We start from the raw sequence: 18,690 nt of genomic DNA on the forward strand, positions 1-18,690 counted from the left end.
ATAAATTGCCAGTGAATATAACCAACTTAACTTCTAGTGTGCAAAACATCGCTAATAATGAATCTCTTAGGATGACGCAAGATTTTGCTTGGTTGCGTCGTGGTGTAGTAGAAGTTTTCCCACAATCAGTTGATGTTAACAGCGAAAGTCTAGAAAGGCTCTTACTAACTACAAACAGACCTTTAAGGGTCAAATTGGGGATTGATCCTACTGGTACTGATATTCATCTTGGTCATAGCATACCAGTACGAAAACTGCGAGGTTTTCAAGATGCAGGCCATACAGCAGTTTTAATCATTGGCGATTTTACAGCTCGTATTGGCGATCCAACTGGTAAATCTGAAGTGCGTCGTCAGCTGACAGAAGCAGACGTAGCTCAAAATGCTCAGACTTATCTGGATCAGGTACGTCCTATCTTGGATTTTGACACACCAGGAAGGTTAGAGGTGCGCTATAACTCCGAATGGCTCTCTGGGCTTAACTTAGAGAAAATTTTGGAGTTACTCTCCACGATGACGGTGGGGCAGATGTTGGCCAAAGAAGGATTTGCCGATCGCTATAAAAAAGAGAATCCGATTTTTATCCATGAGTTCCTGTACCCGTTAATGCAAGGTTTTGATTCGGTTGCAGTTGAGGCAGATGTGGAATTAGGTGGCACTGATCAGAAATTTAACATTGCTGTAGGTAGAGATTTGCAGCGCCATTTTGGTCAAAAGCCCCAATTTGGGATGCTGCTGCCAATTTTGATTGGCACGGATGGCGTGCAAAAAATGTCTAAGTCTTTAGGTAATTATATCGGATTGTCAGAACACCCAGGACAAAAGTATCAAAAGTTGCAAGGAGTTCCCGATCATCTGCTGTCACAGTATTGTGAACTGTTGACGGATTTACCTCTGGATAAACTGCCAGAAAATCCCCGCGATCGCCAAACACTCCTGGCATGGGAAGTTGTCAAACAGTACCACGGCGAAACCGCAGCTCAAGAGGCAAAAGTTGCAGCCCAAAGTGGCGGCAAGGAAGGTGCAGTTCCAGAATTCTCTCTAGCTGGCGTGCAGCAGTTCCCTACTAAGTTAGCGTATATTCTCAATGCCAGTGGCTTGTGCAAAAGTACAGGGGAAGGAAAGCGGAAAATTCAAGAGGGTGGAGTGCGCTTAGATGGCGATCGCATTACCGATGTTGATACTACTTTTGCTGATCCCGCCCAGTTACAAGGTAAGGTTTTACAAGTTGGGAAAAATAAGTTTGTGCGTTTAGTGCCTTAAATGGGAAATGGGAAACTGCAAATGAACGCAGAACAACGAGTTATAGTGCCTTTGGATGTGTCGGATGAACAAAGTGCGATCGCGCTTATAGATCAACTTCCGCAAGTGGGTTGGTGGAAGGTAGGCTTAGAGTTGTTTACCAGCACTGGCCCAAAAATTCTGCAAGTGCTAAAGTCCCGACAAAAACGCATTTTCCTAGATTTAAAGTTTCACGATATCCCGAACACAGTCGCCGGTGCTTGTCGTAGTGCAGCTAGTTACGGAGTGGATTTGTTGACAATTCACGCTACATCTGGTATTGACGCTCTCAAAGCTGCAACAGAGGCGGCAGAGGAAGGGGCTGCAAAAGCAGGTGTAAAACCGCCAAAATTAATTGCTATTACTTTGTTAACAAGCATTTCTGCTAGACAGTTGGCGTTTGATTTAAAGATTCCCCTAGAGTTACCAGAATACGCCCTAGAAATGGCACTACTGGCTCAAGAGGCGGGATTGGATGGGGCAGTTTGTTCGCCCCAAGAAGCGGCACAACTACGGCAAACTTGTGGAGATGACTTTTTGCTTGTTTGTCCGGGGGTTAGACCAACTTGGGCTGATATTGGCGATCAAAAGCGATCGCTGACCCCAGCGCAAGCAATTATTGCTGGCGCTGATTACCTAGTAATTGGGCGTCCCATCACCGCTGCTACTGAGCCGGAGTTAGCCTGGAAGAGGATTTCTGAGGAGTTAACCACGGTGGCATGAAGCTAAGAGTCAGTAAGAAACTCAGAGTGCAGGGTGTAGGGGAGAACAATCTTGCCTCTTCGCTCAGGAAGAAAAATTATAGTTGGCTTTTAGCTTGTAGCTTCTGGATTTTAGGATCAAATAACCTTGCTTACCCAGCCTTCTCGACAAACCCCACCCCTAAACCCTTTGCGATCGCAGAAAAGGAAAATGTCAATACTGGGGCAAGGTCTTTGTGTTCGGAGCAAAATTTAGAAATATTAACTATACAGCTACTGCAAGATTTGCCTAGTTATACTAACCGTGTAACTCAACGCGCCCGTCGCCTCAGTAGAAGCAGTCAGGTTTACAGTTATATGCTAGTGGCAGGAAAACCTGAATTTACTCCTCTGCCCCTTAACCTTGAAGAATATAGTGCAGATGCGTCTAAAAGTACTGCATCAGGAGTTGAGCAAGTTTTCTTTACTACCTTGGAGCGGCAGTACATAGGAAAGAAAGCGGTAGAATTGCAGGAGTTCCACTGGCTGTTGTTGACTAAAACTCAAAGTGGTTGGCAACTAGTGATGATGTTTTCTCAAGCTGGTTCCTATTCATCACAGCAGCTACTATCCCCGCCACGCGATAGTAGTAACGGTACTGTTGCCCAAGGGGTTAAAACTTGGTTACGGGATTGTCAAGCGGGAAGTGTACGTCAAAAAAACCTAATTCCAAATCTTCGTAAATTAGGAAAATATTAAATGACGGCATATTATTGCCAGATGCGATCGCGGAACTCAGCGATCGGATAATGGATACGGAGAAGAAATAACGCTTGCTGATCATATTCTCCAGATTTAGCAAAATTTTGATTATTCTGAGTGTCAACGCGAAACCTCACATTTTCGCTATGACCCAAGAATACCAATTGATCTGCACTGACATTGTACTGAGCCAGCGCAGTTAGAGCGAGACTGTTCCAATCGATTTTGCTCTCGATCAATTTCCGATTCAGATACTTATTTCAAACAAAATAAATCTACATCGCCCACCTAGCTTGTATCAGTGGAATTTTACATATATCTTTGGGAAGATTTTCCGGAAATATAGCTGATAAACAGCTAAAAGAAGCAGACATTATTTAAAAACGCAGACTGGCTTGAATTTAAGCGTTGTAACTCCTGTTTTTTGGCGATAACATGGAAATAAGTTTATTTCAAGCTTCTCAAACCGCGTTTAGCCTCAGTTTTTTATGGACATTCAGTTAATCAACATCGGCTTTGGTAACATCGTGTCTGCCAACCGAGTAGTTGCCATTGTCAGTCCAGAGTCTGCCCCCATTAAGCGGATTATTACCGATGCACGGGACAGAGGTCAACTGATTGATGCAACTTACGGTCGTCGGACTAGGGCTGTAATTATCACCGATTCCAGCCACGTAATTCTCTCAGCGATTCAGCCGGAAACGGTAGCGAATCGCTTTGTGATTTCCCGCGATCATCAGACTGTAGATAATTGACTAGCAGTGGGTTTTTCCACTCTTCTTTGCACCGTATTGGCAGTACTGTATGAATATAGACAAATTTTCTGTCACTCTTGCTACAAATTCTTTAGTCACTAGTGGACTAGACCAAGAACACAAGACTAATGAATAATATGTATTGATTGATTCACAGGTTGAAGGGATGATGCCAGTTTTACCCATCCAAAGTAGTGCTACTACCGAAGAATGCTTACATTTAGGCAGGTTAATTGTTTTAACTGGCCCCAGTGGGGTCGGTAAAGGCACTTTAATGCGATCGCTCCTAGAGCGTCATCCAGAACTCTATTATTCCGTATCCGTAACGACTCGTTCTCCCCGACCGGGGGAAATCGATGGCAAAAGTTATTACTTTATCAGCCGCAGTAAGTTTAAACAATTAGTTACTGAAGGTGAATTTTTAGAATCGGCAGAATTTGCTGGTAACTATTACGGCACACCCCGTGAAGCTGTACTTAACCAAATTCATTCCGGTAAGTTGGTGGTGCTGGAAATTGAGCTAGAAGGGGCAAGACAAATTCGTGCTTCCTTCCCCAGTGCCCTAAGCATTTTTATTTTACCGCCTTCCTTTGATGAATTGCAGAAACGAATACGCTCTCGTGGCCAAGATTCTGAAGAAGCGATCGCTCGTCGTCTGATCCGCGCTCAAGAAGAAATTCAAGCCGCAGATGAATTTGATATTAAAATCGTTAATGACGATTTTGAAACTGCTTTAAATGATATTGAAGCGGTTTTGTTTAAATAAGTTAGGAGCGGAGCCGGAGACGCTCCGCCTCCGGTTAAGAGTTAGAAGTTATGAATTTAAACTCCTAACTCCTATAGGAATCATATTTGAATTCTGAAAAAATCTCGGTAGTCTTGTAATGGACTGTCATGGCTTTAATGTTGCAAAAAAATTCTAGTAAAAAAATTGCTTTGTTGGGTGGAGGCTTTGCATAACCCAACATCCTGATAATCAGTTGGGTTACGCAAAGCCTCCACCCAACCTACGTCTAATGCACTATTTTGCGTAGACAGTCCACTACGTGCATTTCAAAAATCAAATACTAGTCCTATAGTAATTCAGGACTTACGCAAACAATAGCCGAAAATAGTAATTTTCTGGTAGGGGCAATTCATCAATTGCCCCTACAGCGTCTAGTTTTGCCTAAGTCCTATAATTAACCAAATAGACCTTGAATTAGTGACAAATTACTAGTCAAAAAGTAAGCAACTACTGCACCACCAATACCACCAATTAAGAAAGAACTGGCGAAGTTGTTCCAGCTTTCTTTAGAGTTAAAAGCATCTGCTGGAGGCTTGGGTACGGTAACACTAGGAAGTGCTTTAGGCGGATTGCTATTGGCATACAGCGATAGAGCGCCCGTGAGAACTACAACCAGGCCAATGGCTGCCAGTAACCCAGCTAAGTTAGCATTATCTGTGTCCCGCAGTGGGCCCAATTTGGCAAAGGGGCCAAATAGCCAGTAACCATGAGCCATACCAACTTCTAAACCGCGTCTAGCAGGAGCCAGACCTGGGCGATAGGCAGGTAAGTTATTAATGAACCACTTGCTCAAGGGAGAAGCATTAATCGGGGTTTCTAGGTTGCCTAGCTGTGGATCGCCGAATGCCGGAAAAACAACTTCCCGATTTCTCGGATCGCTGGGGAGATTTTTTGATGCATCTACTGCTTGTGCCATATTTTATGTTCAGCCTCTAAATTTAAAATGGTGGCATTTTTATATTAATAATAATTGTGGCTAAAGATGTCTTTTTGCTAGGAAGTTTAGAAAAATTAATTTAGCTAGTTTTAAAACTCTGAAACTCGCGATCTGTAAACAGAATCACGAGTTTCAAAAAACTATTTTTGCTGCCTATTTTAGTGATAATTCTGCCTAACTAAGCTGAATACATCAACTACACAATATTAGGCAAAAAACAAGACATTGATTCAACTGTCCTAAATTCCATTTGACACTTATGGGAGTGGGTGGAAAAGTAGGTCGGGGAACAAGAGGTTGAATTCAATCAAGATAACTGCTGTGATCGTCAGCCAGATGGTAGCTGCCACGGGCGCTGTGGAAATGAATTTAATCAAATAAGATGCTTGAGCGTCTTTGTCTGCCATGAATTTAGTCTCCAAAACCAATGAATTAGTTAAGCTGATTTAGCGTGGGGAAATGGGGATTTCTGAATCCTTGGCTGCTAATTTTCCAGAGAGAAGTTCTTGGACTGCTGCTACTGGCCAAGTAAAGCCTGACGCCATGATCGGTAGTGCCAAACCAAGATCGATTTGGACTTCTTTGAGTTCAGTGTCAGATTCCTTTTTGATTGCTTGCAGATAGGCACGACCTACCCAACCAATCCAACCAGCAATATATAGAAACAGAATGCTAGGGATCAAAAAGTCACCAGCACGATCTAGACGACCATCAACAATCAAGTGGGGATACCCCTCAGGGCCGCACAGCGCCTGAGAATAACGCTCAAACCGCTTTTTCCCGGATTGGGGGTCAGCGGTCGTATTACGGGCATTAGCTGCTAGCTCTTGAAAAGCGGGATTGTCTTTACACGGTGTCAAATTAGCCCCTAAAGCCTGTGCTGGGGGGGCAAAGTTGAACCAAAGACTAATCGCTAACATCAAAGCAAACAATCGTCGCATAGAGTTGTTTCCTTTTATTACAAAACAAGAAGTTCTTTGTACAAAACGAAGCGGCTTGTACAGTTGTTTATTTGCATAACTAGGAAGTCATCATACTCTTGGGTGGGAACCGAGTAAAGTTTAAGTCAATAAAAGTTAAAGCTTCTCAACCAAAATGAGTGCTGAGTGCTGAGTAACGAGTGCTGAGTACAAGAATTGTTGTAGTAGGGTAGTAAAGAAGCAAGATTTTCTCTCTATGACTCAGGACTCCAGACTCAGCACCCAGCACTGATTACTCTCAATGACAACCGTTTTAGCAATAGAAACCAGTTGTGATGAAACAGCCGTCGCAATTGTTAACAATCGTAAAGTTTGCAGCAGTATCGTAGCCTCACAAATTCCAGTCCATCAGCAGTATGGTGGGGTCGTGCCAGAAGTAGCATCTCGCCAGCACTTAGAAACGATAAATGTTGCGATCGCACAAGCCTTAGAACAAGCCCAACTAGACTGGGGAAAAATCGACGCAATTGCCGCCACTTGTGCCCCTGGACTCGTAGGAGCGCTGTTGGTGGGGTTAACTGCTGCCAAAACCCTAGCGATGGTACACAACAAGCCATTTTTGGGGGTTCATCACCTCGAAGGTCACATTTACGCAACTTACTTGAGCGAATCAACTTTAAATCCCCCTTTTCTTAGCTTACTGGTTTCAGGCGGACATACAAGCTTGATTTATGTCAAAGATTGTGGTATGTACGAAACACTGGGACAAACCCGTGATGATGCTGCGGGTGAAGCCTTTGATAAAGTGGCGCGATTGTTAAAGCTGGGTTATCCCGGTGGGCCAGTGATTGACAAGTTGGCACAAGAGGGCAATTCTCAAGCCTTTGCCCTACCGGAAGGAAGAGTTTCTTTACCCGGTGGAGGGTTTCATCGTTATGATGCGAGTTTTAGTGGGTTAAAAACGGCTGTATTGCGTTTAGTGCAGCAGTTAGAGAAAGATGGTGGACAAGTACCAGTGGCAGATGTAGCAGCTAGCTTTCAGGATACGGTAGCGCGATCGCTAACCAAAAAAGCGATCGCTTGTGCCCTAGACTATGGTCTAGATACAATCGCCATTGGTGGCGGTGTCGCAGCAAATAGCGGGTTGAGAAAAAACCTCCAAGTCGCCGCCGTAAAACATAACCTACGCGTCCTATTCCCGCCTCTAAAATTCTGTACCGATAACGCCGCCATGATTGGCTGTGCCGCCGCTGACCATCTATCCCGTGGTCATACATCCCCCCTCACACTGGGCGTTGAGTCTAGGTTAGGGCTGACTGAGGTGATGAAGTTGTATCAATCTGTTGAGTAGTCATTAGTCATTTGTGCTTTGTCATTTGTAAGCACCAATGCCCTTCAGGAGTGCTAAGTGGAGAATCTCACTTCCTTACTCAGCACTCAGCACTCTGGACTCGGAACTGTTTTGCCCAATGCCCAATAACTATTGACTTTTGACTATCGCCCGGATGTGATCAGCCACTGCATCCGGCTGTTCCAACATAGCCAGGTGTCCGCAATTAGGAATTTCCAGAACATTGTCACCACAATATTGGAAAAGTCTGTGAAAGCTAGCTAAATGGCGCACATACTTGGGTTCCATAACCTTGTCTTCGGCGCCAGCCAAAAAATAAACTGGCTGCTTCAGTTGGGATACTAGCTCAGGTAAACGATTGATTTCTTCTTCAGTTGTGGAGTCTAACAGAGTTCCCAGAGCCGCTTCTGGGTCAGCTACGATGAAATCAATTACCCGCTGACGTGCCCAATGGCGCTCTAAAGGACGAGCCACACTAGCTCTAGTAAACAGCAAATCAATCAAAGGCACTTGGGACAGCCAGCGCGGACGGACTTGCAAAAATTTCTGACCCGCCGAGCGAAACTGCTCAAAGGCTTCTTTGAGGTAAATACCACCGCCAGCGTTGATACAGATAACACCTTTAACACAGTCAGGTATTTGATCTGCTCCCCAAAGAGCGATCGTCCCACCCAACGAGTGACCAATTAGCCAAGCACTGGTAATATTCAGCTGTTTCAGAAGAACTGCTAAATCCTGAGTGTATGCAGCAGGAGTATAAAGAGAATCGATTGGTGAGCCAACCGCACTACTAGAGATGGGCGTAAGACTCAGAGACGTTTCTGCTCGACTAAAATCGGTTTTTACCTGGGATTGGGATTCACCAAAACCCCGCAAATCATAGGAAAGGCACTGCAAATCATCTGATAGGCGGGAAATCACAGGTTGCCAATATTCACGGCTATTGAGCCAACCGTGAATAAATACTAAAGCATGAGGGCAGGAAGTGGGAGCCGTTAGCTCGTATGCGTGTGGAACGCCCAAGATTTCAATAGTTGCCATACTTAATATCGTACCCTTAAGGGCGGGTGCGACTAAATACGGAGTGCGAAGAGTTAGAAGTTAGGAGTGAGAAGTTATTAATTTTTAATTACGAATTACGTCGCTTGCTTTTCGCCGGAGGCGAGTATTACGAATTACGAATTATTTAACTGATAACTCCTCACTTTTTTCATTTACCCAGCAACCTCTGTCGCACCCCTTCAGCAATTTTGTGACCCAGATATTCAGGAATCAGGCTTTCGTTTGGCCCCAACAAGTAAAGAATTAGCCGTGTACGTCCGCGCCAAACCAGTAAATTGGCATTGACTACCAGCAGGTCTTCCTGCCAGATGGCGTACATCACTTTGTAGAATAATCCTGGTTGATTATCAGCTTCAATCACTAAGGCAGGGAGATGAAAGACTGGATCAACATAGAACTCAGTTTGTACCTGCTCTAAGCCAGTGTCAAGATTGAATTCTACTGCCAGCATCTCTTCTACCTCAAACCGACCTCCTAAAGCCTCCCGAATCGCGCGACAAACATTTTCTGCGGTTTTGTCGGTCAAGGCTTTACTACCACGAGACACCAACAGCTTGATAAAAACTAACATCGGCGGACGGATCTGACCGTATAGACTCAGACCGTGGATAGTCAACCCATAAGCTGCTAGTACACCAAAAATATCGCTGAGGAGAAAAGACTGGTTGCGGTAAGCAAAATGCAGGGCACTTTTGCTGCCTTCCGGTTTCAGTTCAATAACAGCGCGTCTAGTTTTATAGAGACGGTAGGCTAGCCGCAAATTTTGCAGTTGAATTTCACTACTGACGAATTGCTCATAAAACTGGGGAAACGCTCGATTAAAGCGCTTTAGGAGTTCCAGTGTCGAAGATTTTAAACCAGAAGCCATTGTTAAGGGTAAGACTCGCTTGCTTTCGTCACCTGGGGGCTGGGTGTTGGGTGTTGGGTGTTGGGGATTAGGGACTGTGGGGGACAAGGGGACAAGAGTATAGAGTGTTCTCGATACCCAATGCCCAATCCCGTGTGTACAATTCACTCCTAAGCTAACGTGCATTTAAGCTCTATACGAGCAATTGCCAGGATTAGATTTTTCCATTATGAATTTTGAATTTTGAATTGTTTATATCCTTACCCTTTTGGTGAATTTCTCCTAGCCTTTACAACAAAATGCTAAAGTTGAGAATGATTGGTGTGAAACACGCTCTAACTTGCTGTTACCATTGCAAATCCCGAAAACAACCGAAAAACTTTGAGTGTAAGGGGTAGTAAATGGGGGTAGCTATGTTAAAAGTGAATCAACACTCCTGAGAGTGGAAACCAATTCAGTTATACTACCCGAACCGCGTTGGCATGGGTTTTTGGAAAACTTGGTTTAGTACTCCTGAATCTGTAGGGACAACTAGGACAAACCCCTTTGAAGAGCATACAGCAGAAACTGCGGGCAACTCCAGCCCCAGTAATATTAGCGAAGCTTCTTCAAAGGAGGCTCGGATCGTCTTCAGTACGGAACGAGACATTGACCTATATGAGCTAGAAGAACTCTGTGATGCAGTTGGTTGGTCGCGTCGTCCTCTAAGAAAAGTGAAAAAAGCTATTGAGCATAGTTTTCTCGTTGCCTCAATGTGGCAAGTGAGAGGAAACCAAAAGCGGCTCATTGGTTTTGCCCGTGCTACCTCAGATCACGCGTTTAATGCCACTATCTGGGATGTAGTAGTTCACCCAGACTTTCAAAGTCAAGGACTGGGCAAGGCGCTGATGAAATACGTTCTCAAAAAACTTAGGAGTGAAGAAATTAGTAATGTCACTCTCTTCGCTGACCCCCATGTTGTAGATTTCTACCGAACTATGGGGTTTATGGCTGATCCAGAAGGCATCAAAGGCATGTTCTGGTATCCTCACTAGCGCTCAATCGAAATAAAACGCGATTCGCACAAGAAAATCAGGTATAGTAGTATAAATCTATTATTTTGATTTGGTTTGACAAGGTTTAGCCGATGAACGAACAAGTATATCTCTTGTAAAACTAAGTCGGCAGCCAAACCTTTATCAGTGTAAATATCTAATCTAGCTCCTATTTGCAGAAGATAAAAGATATTAGGCATAAGCCGTGTTATGTGATATGATTAATTTAACGCTTTTGTAAAAGCGCGATCGCTTTGATGGAAAGTTAAAACCAAACCAAAAAAGTGGATAAGGATAACGGGATGTAGCGCAGCTTGGTAGCGCGCCTGCTTTGGGAGCAGGATGCCGCAGGTTCAAATCCTGTCATCCCGATTTAATTAATCTAGTTAACACTTAGAGGAATTAGATAGAGTTTCTTTGCTAACATCTACAATTTAATTGGATATTTTTACGGAGAAGACCAATTAGGCTGTTCTGCTGTTGAACGCTAAGAGGCAAATCTCTTCCTTAAGTAGTAAGTAAGATATTCTTGACACTGAACTTTGTATAGATTTGAAAAGATATTAAACCAATCGCAGATGGAACGATTGATTAACTAATAGCGTCAATGAATCTTAGAAAAAGCCGATAAAATCGCATTTATGATCTCCAAGCTTGGAGACATGGAGAGACTTTTTACTGTTTGAGAAGACATATAATAGGCATCTACGGCATTTCGCGGTAAATAGCGAAGCGAAACCTAGAAAAACACAACGTTAGCACAGCCAATTTGTGAAAACGATACTATAGCAACTCTAAATAGTTAGGGAACATTGGATTTTGACCGTTGACGCTTAACACTCAACCTCAACGCGCACAATGAATTTTTCACAACTCAAATAGATTGCTATATAACTAAAGCTAGTTGGTGCTGTGCAAATCCAACCATTTGTTTAATTTAATTGGACTATTGATGCGAGGAGCAGTCATGAAATCATTTATTCGCTTGGGCGCAACATTGGGTATAGCTGGCAGTGTATTTTTAACGGGGCTTTCAGGAATAGGCAATCTACCAGGAATGGGCAATCTAGAGGCGATCGCGTTGCCACAAGATCAGGTAGTGAAAAAGCTCCAAGAAGTACCTGTATTCACGCTCACCAATCCTAAAGGTGAATTCGTAGTTCTTTCGAGAAACAACGCATCCAAGCCGATCTCGCAAGTGGGATTTTTTATTAGCAAGCAAGATGCTCAAAAATTTCTTGACAATCGACTCAAAAAAGAAAATCCCCAGTTGGCAAGCACTCTACAGGTTAGACCTTTGTCCTTGGCAGACTATTATAAAATAGTGCAAGAAAGCAAAAAGAAACCAGACTCTGTAATTTATACTTTAGTCCCGACGCAACAGCAGGTAGCCTCGGCAACAAGTATGCTGAATCAAAATGGTAAAAAGGGGGAGCAATTCAATGGTATTCCCTTGTTTGTACCCAAATTTAAGAAAGATAATAGCTATCTAACTATTCCTCTTGCCAAAGGCAACGAGCGGTACATCCCTTTCTTTTTTGAAAAAGAACAAGCAGTGGCTCTATTAGACGAATTCAAAAAAGCCGTGCCAAAGGAAGCAGACAACACTGAAATTCAGGTGGTGGATTTGTACGGTGTTATGGAGGCTCTCAATAGCAGCACCGATCCTAGTATCAATAAAATTGTTCTGTATCCATCACGAGAGTCGATCAATTTTATTCGCTCCCTTGCACCGAATCAATCACCAGCTGCCAGACCCGCTCCCAAAAAATAACGGTTATGCGCTCCAAGGTTGAGGTATGGGGGAGAAACATCTGATAGTCTCTGGTTTACAACTTTGGCAGTGGCGAAATGCAGCTCTTAAAGCCGCGATCGCCACTGATGTCCCACCAATGGAGGTTGACTGGCTACTTCTAGAAGTTGCTGGGTTAGACCGCTTGGCACTGCGTTTGGAGTCTTTTAAAAACTGGCCACAAATTCAGCTGCAATTGCCGCTAGAAGATTTAGACCAACTGTGGCAGAGGCGATTAAATGACCGCTTACCAGTACAGTATATTGCGGGAGTTACACCTTGGCGCCATTTTAAAATCGCGGTTTCGAGTGCGGTTTTGATTCCCAGACCAGAAACAGAGTGCTTAATTGATTTAGCTGAAGCATCTGCTAGTAATGCTTCAGGACACTGGGCAGATTTGGGTACTGGGAGTGGAGCGATCGCACTGGGATTAGCAGATGTCTTGCCAAAAGCAACAATTCATGCAGTTGATTACAGTTTAGCAGCTCTGGCGATCGCCCAAGCCAACGCCAATAATTTGGGTGTTGGTGATCGGATTAAATTTTATCAAGGTTCCTGGTGGGAGCCACTGACATTTCTCAAAGGTCAGTTCAGTGGTATGGTGTCGAACCCTCCTTACATCCCCACCAGCACCTTACCTACTTTGCAGCCAGAAGTAGTTAACCATGAACCACATCTAGCTTTGGATGGTGGCGCTGATGGCTTAGATTGCATTCGCCATTTGATAGAAATCTCCCCTAGTTATTTGCTTCCGGGTGGCGTGTGGCTAATTGAGATGATGGCAGGACAGTCCGATGTAGTGCGAGAACTTTTGCAAAATCAAGGTAATTATTGCAATATTCAAATTCACGCGGACTTAGCTGGAATTGAACGTTTTGCCCTAGCTTATAGAAGTTAGGGAAACCCTAACTCAATTTGGCTATCTCTATCTGTTTGAGGCATTCCAATATCACTAAAACATTATCAATTCCAAGAGAATTTATTTCCACTCTTTAGCCCACAATCGCATCTCTCTCTCACAACATTTAAGCGATTAATTTAATACTGTGCTACTGGTTGATAAATATTAGACATCTTGCATAAATATATTGATTTGAAAATGGGGGAAAGGGTTTTGAGTCCTTTTCCCTTTTTTCTAACTTATGCAAGAAGTTGATTGAGCTTGAGTCAAAATATATAGCGTATTTCAGGTAAATGAAGTACAGGGGTAGGGGCACAACATGTTGTGCCCCTACAATTATCTGTACCTCACGCCTGTTGCAATCTGCTGTATATTGAATTGTTCTCGCTGACTTACTTAGTAAGATATATGACCCAAGCTTCTCTAACAAATCTAATAGCTGGCGCACGCGCTGGCCTTTTGGTGAGCTTTCCCACCGATACAGTGCCGGCACTTGCAGCTATACCAGAAAAAGCAGCATTAATTTTTGCGGCGAAGCAACGCAGTCAGGATAAACCTTTGATTTTGATGGCGGCTAGGGCTGAAGATTTGTGGCTGTATGTCAAAGGTAGTGAGAATGAGTATAAAGTTTGGCAAGAATTAGCAGATAAATATTGGCCAGGAGGGTTGACGCTAGTTTTACCAGCTTCAGATCGTGTCCCCAAAGTTATGAATCCCATTGATCCGACAACAATTGGTATCCGAGTCCCAAACAGTGCGATCGCTCAAACTATTTTGACTCAAACAGGCCCTCTTGCCACCACTAGCGCCAATTTTTCTGGTCAACCACCTTTGCAAACGATCGCAGAAATTGAGACTCAGTTTCCCCAGGTTCTAACTTTAGCAACGACAGAATACCACGATGAAATACCGGGGATGGGTGTACCTTCCACTGTTGCTAAATGGACAGGGATAAATTGGCAAATTTTGCGGCAAGGTGCGATCAAGTTAGATATTTCGAGTGATAACCAGATATAGGTAGCTATAATGTTGTTTTCCTGATTAGAACAACAGAGAAATCCGCAACTTTAGTTGGCGCTGTTGTGGTTAATTAACAAGTCAATAATTGCCAGATTATGAATTGGAGCAACTGGATATATCTAGGAGCAGGAATAGCACTAGGTATGGTTTTCCGTCAGTTATTTGGGCGATCGTCAAATGTTTTATCTAGCTCATCCCCAGTAGCGCCATTAGATCAACAGGATATGCAACCAATATCGCAACAGCTACAGCAAACGCAGCTGGCATACCTTATGGCAAGGGAAATGAGCCTGTTTAAAGCTGGTTTTTTGGCGCGGACTACCCATGAATTGCGATCGCCTTTTAATGGTTTGATTGGCTTACATCAGTTAATTTTGTCAGATTTGTGTGAAGATCCGGCTGAAGAGCGAGAATTTATTGCCCAAGCTCACGAGCGAACCCTGAAGCTGCTAAAGCTAATGGATGAAATTCTCAACGTTGCTAGAGCTGAACACGGCACCAATAAATTAGATATTCAGCCCAGACCCTTAGCCCAAATTTTGGAGGAGGTTCATGACTTAACTTATATGCTGGCGGCAAATCGCAATTTTCCCTTGCAATTATTACCAGCAGACCCAGAAATTTATGTTTTGACAGATTACCTCTGGCTCCGCCAAGTATTGATAAGTTTAATAGATACTGCTATTACTCAGATGGAGGAAGGCAGCATCTGTATTTCCAGTAGCACCCTACCTACAAACAATTTTGTAAACATTTGGCTAGATTTACCAACCCATGCTATACCCTGGAGCGAGCCGATTGATTTGCTCAAATTTGAAGATCAACTGGCCCAGATTGACCAAAAGAACGCTGCTCTTTCCCCAGGAATGAGGTTATTAATCAATCAGACTCTAGTGGAAGTTATGGGAGGAAAGTTGGAAATCCTACCCTTGACCATTGTGAAGGAACCATCTCAGCAGCTTACCAGACTACAAATCTCTATCCCCCTAGTGATTCCTGAAGCTGAACTTCTGTAGCAGAAACGAAAGCACGGTTAGCTTGATTGTCTAGCATCATCGTAGTGGTGGTGTTGGTTTGAAAACCAATCTTTTCGTAAAAACCTTGCTGGTGAGTAGTCATCAGGTAAACGCGCTCAACGCACTTCATGCGCGGATGACTCAAAACGGTTTCGACTAAATTGCTTCCCAACCCACTATTTTGATGCTCTGGATGAATCACAACATCCCAAATTGTGGCGCGATAGATGCCATCAGATGTTGCTCTAGCAAAGCCAATGAGTCGATCGCCAAGGCAGACGGAAATCACTGGCTCACTGTTGGCAATGGCTATACCTAAATCTTCAATACTGCGTCCCTTTGCCCAGAAAGCGGAAACGTTTAACAGTTCTTGGAGTTGGTAAAGGTCAATTTCAGACTTGCGCTCGCTAAATTGAATCTGAAGATCGTTCATGTATGGCATCCACTTTTGGCAGTATCTTTAGTAGACATCTGGTGAAATTAAATATGTATTATCCAGAACTCTTGTAGAGACGTAGCACTGCTACGTCTCTATATTCTTTTTCACTCATATCTCTAGTATGGCTAAGTCATATTTTGCTATAAATTGCTGTACGTGTATATGTATATGCAACGCCAAAATTTAATGACAAACCCACTTCCATAGAGGATGAGTTGCTCCCTGTTGACGTATCCGATAAACTTGTTTTTCTAAACGTTGTTTTTCCTGCTGTGGTAGTCCAAGTAGAATATTCCGACTTTGCCAAACTAAAACAGCAGCGGTCATCCCCAGACAAAAGGCTAGACCGAAGGTAGACAGTGGATGGTAGAACAGTCCAAATCTCACTGCCACCCAGGTAAAATATTGTTGCCACAGAGCAATTTCTGCACGTAGACCCCACAAGGAAACAGGCGCAATGGTCAGCCATAAACAGCCCACAAACAGCCACCTGCCATATACTGTTAGCTGATGTAGCCTTTGTACTTGTTGAGCAAACAATGGGTCAGATTTCTCCAAGTCTGGGACATTCGTTAATGGTTCTTTCGGTTGATCCATAGGGGAATAAGATTGCAAGGCGTGGGTGAGCAATTCAAAATGCTTTCACCCAATTTTGAAAAATACACAAGTTTAACTATCCTGGGAACTGGGAGATGTATCAATCGACTCAGCGCTGTCTACAACCTGGGATTGACCCCCGCGCTCTCGCCACCAAGCAAGGAGAGTACTGGCGATGAAAATACTTGAATATGCACCCATTGTAAATCCAATAATTAAGGCCAGGGCAAAGTTTCTCAGGGTTTCGCCACCAAATAGAAACAGAGAAAATAATGTTAGCAAAACGGTTAACGTGGTATTAATCGATCGCGTTAAAGTTTGATTGGTTGCATCATCAACAACTTTGTCAATGTGATCGTTAGGATGTAGATGCAGTATTTCCCGAATGCGATCGTAGATGACCACGGTATCTGTCACCGAGAAACCAGTAATAGTCAAAATAGCAACGACGAAAAGGCTATCAACTTCAATACCTACTACTAATCCTAAGATGGAGAAAACACCCAGGGTAATCAAAACATCATGGAACAAGGCAAGAATTGCGATTACAGCATAGTCCACCTGGAACCGCACACTTAAATAAATAACGATCCCAGCAAAGGAGACAATCAGAGCTAATAACCCTTGAGAAAATAGCTGACGACCAAGTGTTGGGCCAACGGTGTCAATTTGAGTGGCTTTCGAGTTAAATGCTCCAATTTTTTCACTCAAGGCTGTTTGCAACTGGGTGCGTTCATCGACATTTAATGTCTTTGTGCGAATGGATATTCCCTGTTGTTTTTGACCAACAACTTGGATGCTACTATTATTTAGCTTCTGAGCGTCAACTACTTCCCTGACATCAGAAATTTCAATCGGTTGAGTACAACTGTTTGCTTGTGTACAATCGCGTTCAAATTGTAGTCGCGTACCACCAACAAAATCTAAACTGGGACGTAGTGGTGCGCCTAGTTGTTGCCAAGAAATCACCATTGCCACGATGCTAACGAGCATCAGGGTGGCAGAAATTGTCCACCAAAGTTTCCGACGTTTGATGACACTAAATTTCATGACTGCACCTCCGCACCAGACTTAATTGACGTTGAGAGATTGGGACAAAACAACTCTGGCTTACGCAAGTTGGGAAATCCCAATGTTAGGAACAGCAGTGTGCGACTACAAGTAATGGCAGTAAACAAATTCACCCCTAACCCTAGCGCCAATGTCAAAGCAAAGCCTTTTACTAAACCTGCTCCTAAGAAAAACAGTGCTGCACAAGAAATTAATGATGTGACATGACTATCTAAAATGCTAGACCAAGCTCGGTAGAATCCTGACTCTATAGAACGATATAAAGTTTTACCAGCACGTAGTTCTTCACGGGTACGCTCAAAAATCAATACGTTAGCATCAACTGCCATACCGATACTGAGGATAAACCCAGCAATACCGGGGAGAGTTAATGTAATGCCTAGCAACGCGAAGGTGGCATAGGTCAATAGCGCATAGATAATCAAAGAAAAGTCGGCAATTAACCCTGGTAGTCGGTAGTAAACTAGCATGAAAACTAATACTAACAGCAATCCGCCAATCCCAGCGTAAATACTGCGTTGGATACTATCTTTACCTAAACTTGCCCCAACGGTACGGTTTTCAACTATTTCTACTGGTACGGGTAATGCCCCACCGCGTAGTTGCACGCCTAAGTCATTGGCTTGTTGGGCGGTAAACCGTCCTGTAATCACAGCAGAGCCACCAGTAATCCCAGTGGCGGCAAATTCTATACCCACGGTAGGAGCGCTAATCACTTCATTGTCCAGAAAAACACCAATGCTACGCCCAGTACCGGCAAGATTTTTCGTCAAATTGGCAAACAGTTCACCACCCTTTTGGTCGAAGCGAATGGCAACATTCCAGTTGTTACCTTGAGTGGGTTCACCATAGGCATCCTTGAGGTATTTGCCAATGAGCGGTGGATTGGTGCTTTCAAACAATTCTGCGATCGCTTGATTACTTTTTTGTAAATCTTCTTGGTTCTTGACAATTAGCGCTTTGTCAGTACTCTTTCTCAACTCTTCTTGCTTGGCTTTAAATTCGGCTCTTGATGCTTGAAAAGCAAGTAGTTGAGTTTCTGTATTCGGCTTTTGGGTACGAAATTCTAACTGCGCCGTACCCCCTAGCACCCGTTCAGCTTGCTCTGGATCGTTTACTCCTGGTAGTTGCACCAAGATTTTATCTGAACTGACTGTTTGGATCACTGGCTCAGAAACACCCAGACCATTAATCCGGCCTTCGACAACTTTCTTCACACCTTCCAATTCTCGGTCGGTGATTTTGGGAATTTCCGCTGATGGTTTCACCTGAATTGTGAGCTGTGAGCCTCCGCGCAAGTCTAGCCCAAGGGGTATTGGAATTGTGGCAATCACCGTAATAGCGGCGATTATCAGGACTAAAATCAAAATTAATAGCGATCGCTGTCTTTGCATACCATAACTCGCAACTGACAAAGGCTATAATAGCGCTCTTTTATG

The 18,690-nt window shown here is 43.6% G+C and carries 21 protein-coding genes and 1 tRNA gene; 12 read left to right on the forward strand and 10 right to left on the reverse strand.

Features of this window, described 5'->3' with window-relative positions; all coding sequences use genetic code 11:
- The first annotated feature begins 71 nt into the window (after positions 1-71).
- From tyrS to V7K62_RS00810, 3 genes are read left to right on the forward strand one after another with little or no spacing between them, the layout of a single operon-like run.
- On the forward strand, positions 72-1,262 hold the full coding sequence (gene tyrS / locus V7K62_RS00800) for a tyrosine--tRNA ligase (RefSeq protein ID WP_334861450.1): 1,191 nt from the start codon (positions 72-74) through the stop codon (positions 1,260-1,262).
- Positions 1,263-1,283: 21 nt separating this feature from the next.
- The gene (gene pyrF, locus V7K62_RS00805; protein WP_334860746.1) at positions 1,284-2,003 is read left to right on the forward strand and encodes an orotidine-5'-phosphate decarboxylase; all 720 of its coding nucleotides are present in this window, start codon (positions 1,284-1,286) and stop codon (positions 2,001-2,003) included.
- Positions 2,000-2,719 (forward strand): hypothetical protein, encoded by a 720-nt coding sequence (locus tag V7K62_RS00810; RefSeq protein WP_334860748.1) that lies wholly within the window; start codon positions 2,000-2,002, stop codon positions 2,717-2,719. Before pyrF ends, V7K62_RS00810 begins: the two co-directional genes overlap by 4 nt.
- 11 nt (positions 2,720-2,730) lie before the next feature.
- On the opposite strand, the gene V7K62_RS00815 is transcribed toward V7K62_RS00810, so the two are convergent.
- Entirely contained in the window at positions 2,731-2,961 is a 231-nt protein-coding gene (locus V7K62_RS00815) for a hypothetical protein (RefSeq protein WP_334860750.1), read from the reverse strand.
- A 249-nt stretch (positions 2,962-3,210) separates the two neighbouring features.
- Here V7K62_RS00815 and remA point away from each other — a divergent pair, with 249 nt between their 5' ends.
- Together remA and gmk are read left to right on the forward strand one after the other, a co-directional pair.
- Complete coding sequence (gene remA, locus V7K62_RS00820; RefSeq protein ID WP_073639751.1) at positions 3,211-3,477, forward strand: extracellular matrix/biofilm regulator RemA; 267 nt, start codon at positions 3,211-3,213, stop codon at positions 3,475-3,477.
- Between the two features lie 166 nt (positions 3,478-3,643).
- The gene (gene gmk, locus V7K62_RS00825; protein WP_334861452.1) at positions 3,644-4,243 is read left to right on the forward strand and encodes a guanylate kinase; all 600 of its coding nucleotides are present in this window, start codon (positions 3,644-3,646) and stop codon (positions 4,241-4,243) included.
- Positions 4,244-4,658: 415 nt separating this feature from the next.
- On the opposite strand, the gene V7K62_RS00830 is transcribed toward gmk, so the two are convergent.
- From V7K62_RS00830 to V7K62_RS00840, 3 genes are all read right to left on the reverse strand, one after another.
- On the reverse strand, positions 4,659-5,180 hold the full coding sequence (locus V7K62_RS00830) for a photosystem I reaction center protein subunit XI (protein ID WP_334860752.1): 522 nt from the start codon (positions 5,178-5,180) through the stop codon (positions 4,659-4,661).
- A gap of 278 nt (positions 5,181-5,458) precedes the next feature.
- On the reverse strand, positions 5,459-5,608 hold the full coding sequence (gene psaJ / locus V7K62_RS00835; RefSeq protein ID WP_334860754.1) for a photosystem I reaction center subunit IX: 150 nt from the start codon (positions 5,606-5,608) through the stop codon (positions 5,459-5,461).
- 39 nt (positions 5,609-5,647) lie between these two features.
- Positions 5,648-6,142 carry a Photosystem I reaction center subunit III gene (locus V7K62_RS00840; RefSeq protein ID WP_334860756.1) on the reverse strand — a complete coding sequence of 165 codons (495 nt, stop codon included), beginning with the start codon at positions 6,140-6,142 and terminating at the stop codon, positions 5,648-5,650.
- A 280-nt stretch (positions 6,143-6,422) separates the two neighbouring features.
- Here V7K62_RS00840 and tsaD point away from each other — a divergent pair, with 280 nt between their 5' ends.
- Positions 6,423-7,472, forward strand: coding sequence for a tRNA (adenosine(37)-N6)-threonylcarbamoyltransferase complex transferase subunit TsaD (gene tsaD / locus V7K62_RS00845; RefSeq protein WP_334860758.1), 1,050 nt, complete (start codon positions 6,423-6,425; stop codon positions 7,470-7,472).
- Positions 7,473-7,601: 129 nt separating this feature from the next.
- Here tsaD and V7K62_RS00850 read toward each other — a convergent pair whose 3' ends face one another.
- Positions 7,602-8,513: an alpha/beta fold hydrolase gene (locus V7K62_RS00850; protein ID WP_334860760.1), complete on the reverse strand. Its 912-nt coding sequence runs from the start codon at positions 8,511-8,513 to the stop codon at positions 7,602-7,604.
- A gap of 169 nt (positions 8,514-8,682) precedes the next feature.
- Entirely contained in the window at positions 8,683-9,402 is a 720-nt protein-coding gene (locus V7K62_RS00855; RefSeq protein WP_086763971.1) for a hypothetical protein, read from the reverse strand.
- A 461-nt stretch (positions 9,403-9,863) separates the two neighbouring features.
- Here V7K62_RS00855 and V7K62_RS00860 point away from each other — a divergent pair, with 461 nt between their 5' ends.
- From V7K62_RS00860 to V7K62_RS00885, 6 genes are all read left to right on the forward strand, one after another.
- Positions 9,864-10,415: a GNAT family N-acetyltransferase gene (locus V7K62_RS00860; protein WP_334860762.1), complete on the forward strand. Its 552-nt coding sequence runs from the start codon at positions 9,864-9,866 to the stop codon at positions 10,413-10,415.
- A 298-nt stretch (positions 10,416-10,713) separates the two neighbouring features.
- Positions 10,714-10,787: transfer RNA gene (locus tag V7K62_RS00865), tRNA-Pro, on the forward strand.
- Between the two features lie 595 nt (positions 10,788-11,382).
- Positions 11,383-12,189 carry a Tic22 family protein gene (locus V7K62_RS00870; protein WP_334860764.1) on the forward strand — a complete coding sequence of 269 codons (807 nt, stop codon included), beginning with the start codon at positions 11,383-11,385 and terminating at the stop codon, positions 12,187-12,189.
- A gap of 25 nt (positions 12,190-12,214) precedes the next feature.
- Positions 12,215-13,105, forward strand: a complete 891-nt coding sequence (gene prmC, locus V7K62_RS00875) for a peptide chain release factor N(5)-glutamine methyltransferase (protein WP_334860766.1) — start codon at positions 12,215-12,217, stop codon at positions 13,103-13,105.
- Between the two features lie 411 nt (positions 13,106-13,516).
- Positions 13,517-14,125, forward strand: coding sequence for an L-threonylcarbamoyladenylate synthase (locus V7K62_RS00880; RefSeq protein WP_334860769.1), 609 nt, complete (start codon positions 13,517-13,519; stop codon positions 14,123-14,125).
- A gap of 98 nt (positions 14,126-14,223) precedes the next feature.
- Positions 14,224-15,144 carry a sensor histidine kinase gene (locus tag V7K62_RS00885; RefSeq protein ID WP_334860771.1) on the forward strand — a complete coding sequence of 307 codons (921 nt, stop codon included), beginning with the start codon at positions 14,224-14,226 and terminating at the stop codon, positions 15,142-15,144.
- Here V7K62_RS00885 and V7K62_RS00890 read toward each other — a convergent pair.
- From V7K62_RS00890 to secD, 4 genes are all read right to left on the reverse strand, one after another.
- On the reverse strand, positions 15,107-15,577 hold the full coding sequence (locus V7K62_RS00890; RefSeq protein WP_334860773.1) for a GNAT family N-acetyltransferase: 471 nt from the start codon (positions 15,575-15,577) through the stop codon (positions 15,107-15,109). The two genes, V7K62_RS00885 and V7K62_RS00890, sit on opposite strands and share 38 nt — an antisense overlap.
- Positions 15,578-15,766: 189 nt before the next feature.
- The gene (locus tag V7K62_RS00895; protein WP_334860775.1) at positions 15,767-16,180 is read right to left on the reverse strand and encodes a hypothetical protein; all 414 of its coding nucleotides are present in this window, start codon (positions 16,178-16,180) and stop codon (positions 15,767-15,769) included.
- A gap of 72 nt (positions 16,181-16,252) precedes the next feature.
- A complete protein-coding gene (gene secF / locus V7K62_RS00900; protein ID WP_334860777.1) occupies positions 16,253-17,230 on the reverse strand; it encodes a protein translocase subunit SecF in 978 nt (325 codons plus the stop codon).
- Positions 17,227-18,645 carry a protein translocase subunit SecD gene (gene secD, locus V7K62_RS00905; protein WP_334861454.1) on the reverse strand — a complete coding sequence of 473 codons (1,419 nt, stop codon included), beginning with the start codon at positions 18,643-18,645 and terminating at the stop codon, positions 17,227-17,229. Before secD ends, secF begins: the two co-directional genes overlap by 4 nt.
- Positions 18,646-18,690: the final 45 nt, after the last annotated feature.

Source organism: Nostoc sp. (genome assembly GCF_036917935.1).
GTDB lineage: Bacteria > Cyanobacteriota > Cyanobacteriia > Cyanobacteriales > Nostocaceae > Nostoc.

Excerpts from the sequence above, each read along its gene's own strand:
- V7K62_RS00850 (WP_334860760.1), bottom strand. The coding sequence starts at position 8,513 with ATGGCAACTATTGAAATCTTGGGCGTTCCACACGCATACGAGCTAACG.
- tyrS (WP_334861450.1), top strand. The coding sequence starts at position 72 with ATGACGCAAGATTTTGCTTGGTTGCGTCGTGGTGTAGTAGAAGTTTTC.
- V7K62_RS00880 (WP_334860769.1), top strand. The coding sequence starts at position 13,517 with ATGACCCAAGCTTCTCTAACAAATCTAATAGCTGGCGCACGCGCTGGC.
- V7K62_RS00885 (WP_334860771.1), top strand. The coding sequence starts at position 14,224 with ATGAATTGGAGCAACTGGATATATCTAGGAGCAGGAATAGCACTAGGT.
- V7K62_RS00840 (WP_334860756.1), bottom strand. The coding sequence starts at position 6,142 with ATGCGACGATTGTTTGCTTTGATGTTAGCGATTAGTCTTTGGTTCAAC.
- tsaD (WP_334860758.1), top strand. The coding sequence starts at position 6,423 with ATGACAACCGTTTTAGCAATAGAAACCAGTTGTGATGAAACAGCCGTC.
- V7K62_RS00810 (WP_334860748.1), top strand. The coding sequence starts at position 2,000 with ATGAAGCTAAGAGTCAGTAAGAAACTCAGAGTGCAGGGTGTAGGGGAG.
- V7K62_RS00895 (WP_334860775.1), bottom strand. The coding sequence starts at position 16,180 with ATGGATCAACCGAAAGAACCATTAACGAATGTCCCAGACTTGGAGAAA.
- gmk (WP_334861452.1), top strand. The coding sequence starts at position 3,644 with ATGATGCCAGTTTTACCCATCCAAAGTAGTGCTACTACCGAAGAATGC.
- prmC (WP_334860766.1), top strand. The coding sequence starts at position 12,215 with ATGGGGGAGAAACATCTGATAGTCTCTGGTTTACAACTTTGGCAGTGG.
- V7K62_RS00890 (WP_334860773.1), bottom strand. The coding sequence starts at position 15,577 with ATGAACGATCTTCAGATTCAATTTAGCGAGCGCAAGTCTGAAATTGAC.
- V7K62_RS00860 (WP_334860762.1), top strand. The coding sequence starts at position 9,864 with ATGGGTTTTTGGAAAACTTGGTTTAGTACTCCTGAATCTGTAGGGACA.
- secF (WP_334860777.1), bottom strand. The coding sequence starts at position 17,230 with ATGAAATTTAGTGTCATCAAACGTCGGAAACTTTGGTGGACAATTTCT.
- remA (WP_073639751.1), top strand. The coding sequence starts at position 3,211 with ATGGACATTCAGTTAATCAACATCGGCTTTGGTAACATCGTGTCTGCC.
- secD (WP_334861454.1), bottom strand. The coding sequence starts at position 18,645 with ATGCAAAGACAGCGATCGCTATTAATTTTGATTTTAGTCCTGATAATC.
- V7K62_RS00870 (WP_334860764.1), top strand. The coding sequence starts at position 11,383 with ATGAAATCATTTATTCGCTTGGGCGCAACATTGGGTATAGCTGGCAGT.
- V7K62_RS00830 (WP_334860752.1), bottom strand. The coding sequence starts at position 5,180 with ATGGCACAAGCAGTAGATGCATCAAAAAATCTCCCCAGCGATCCGAGA.
- V7K62_RS00855 (WP_086763971.1), bottom strand. The coding sequence starts at position 9,402 with ATGGCTTCTGGTTTAAAATCTTCGACACTGGAACTCCTAAAGCGCTTT.
- pyrF (WP_334860746.1), top strand. The coding sequence starts at position 1,284 with ATGAACGCAGAACAACGAGTTATAGTGCCTTTGGATGTGTCGGATGAA.
- psaJ (WP_334860754.1), bottom strand. The coding sequence starts at position 5,608 with ATGGCAGACAAAGACGCTCAAGCATCTTATTTGATTAAATTCATTTCC.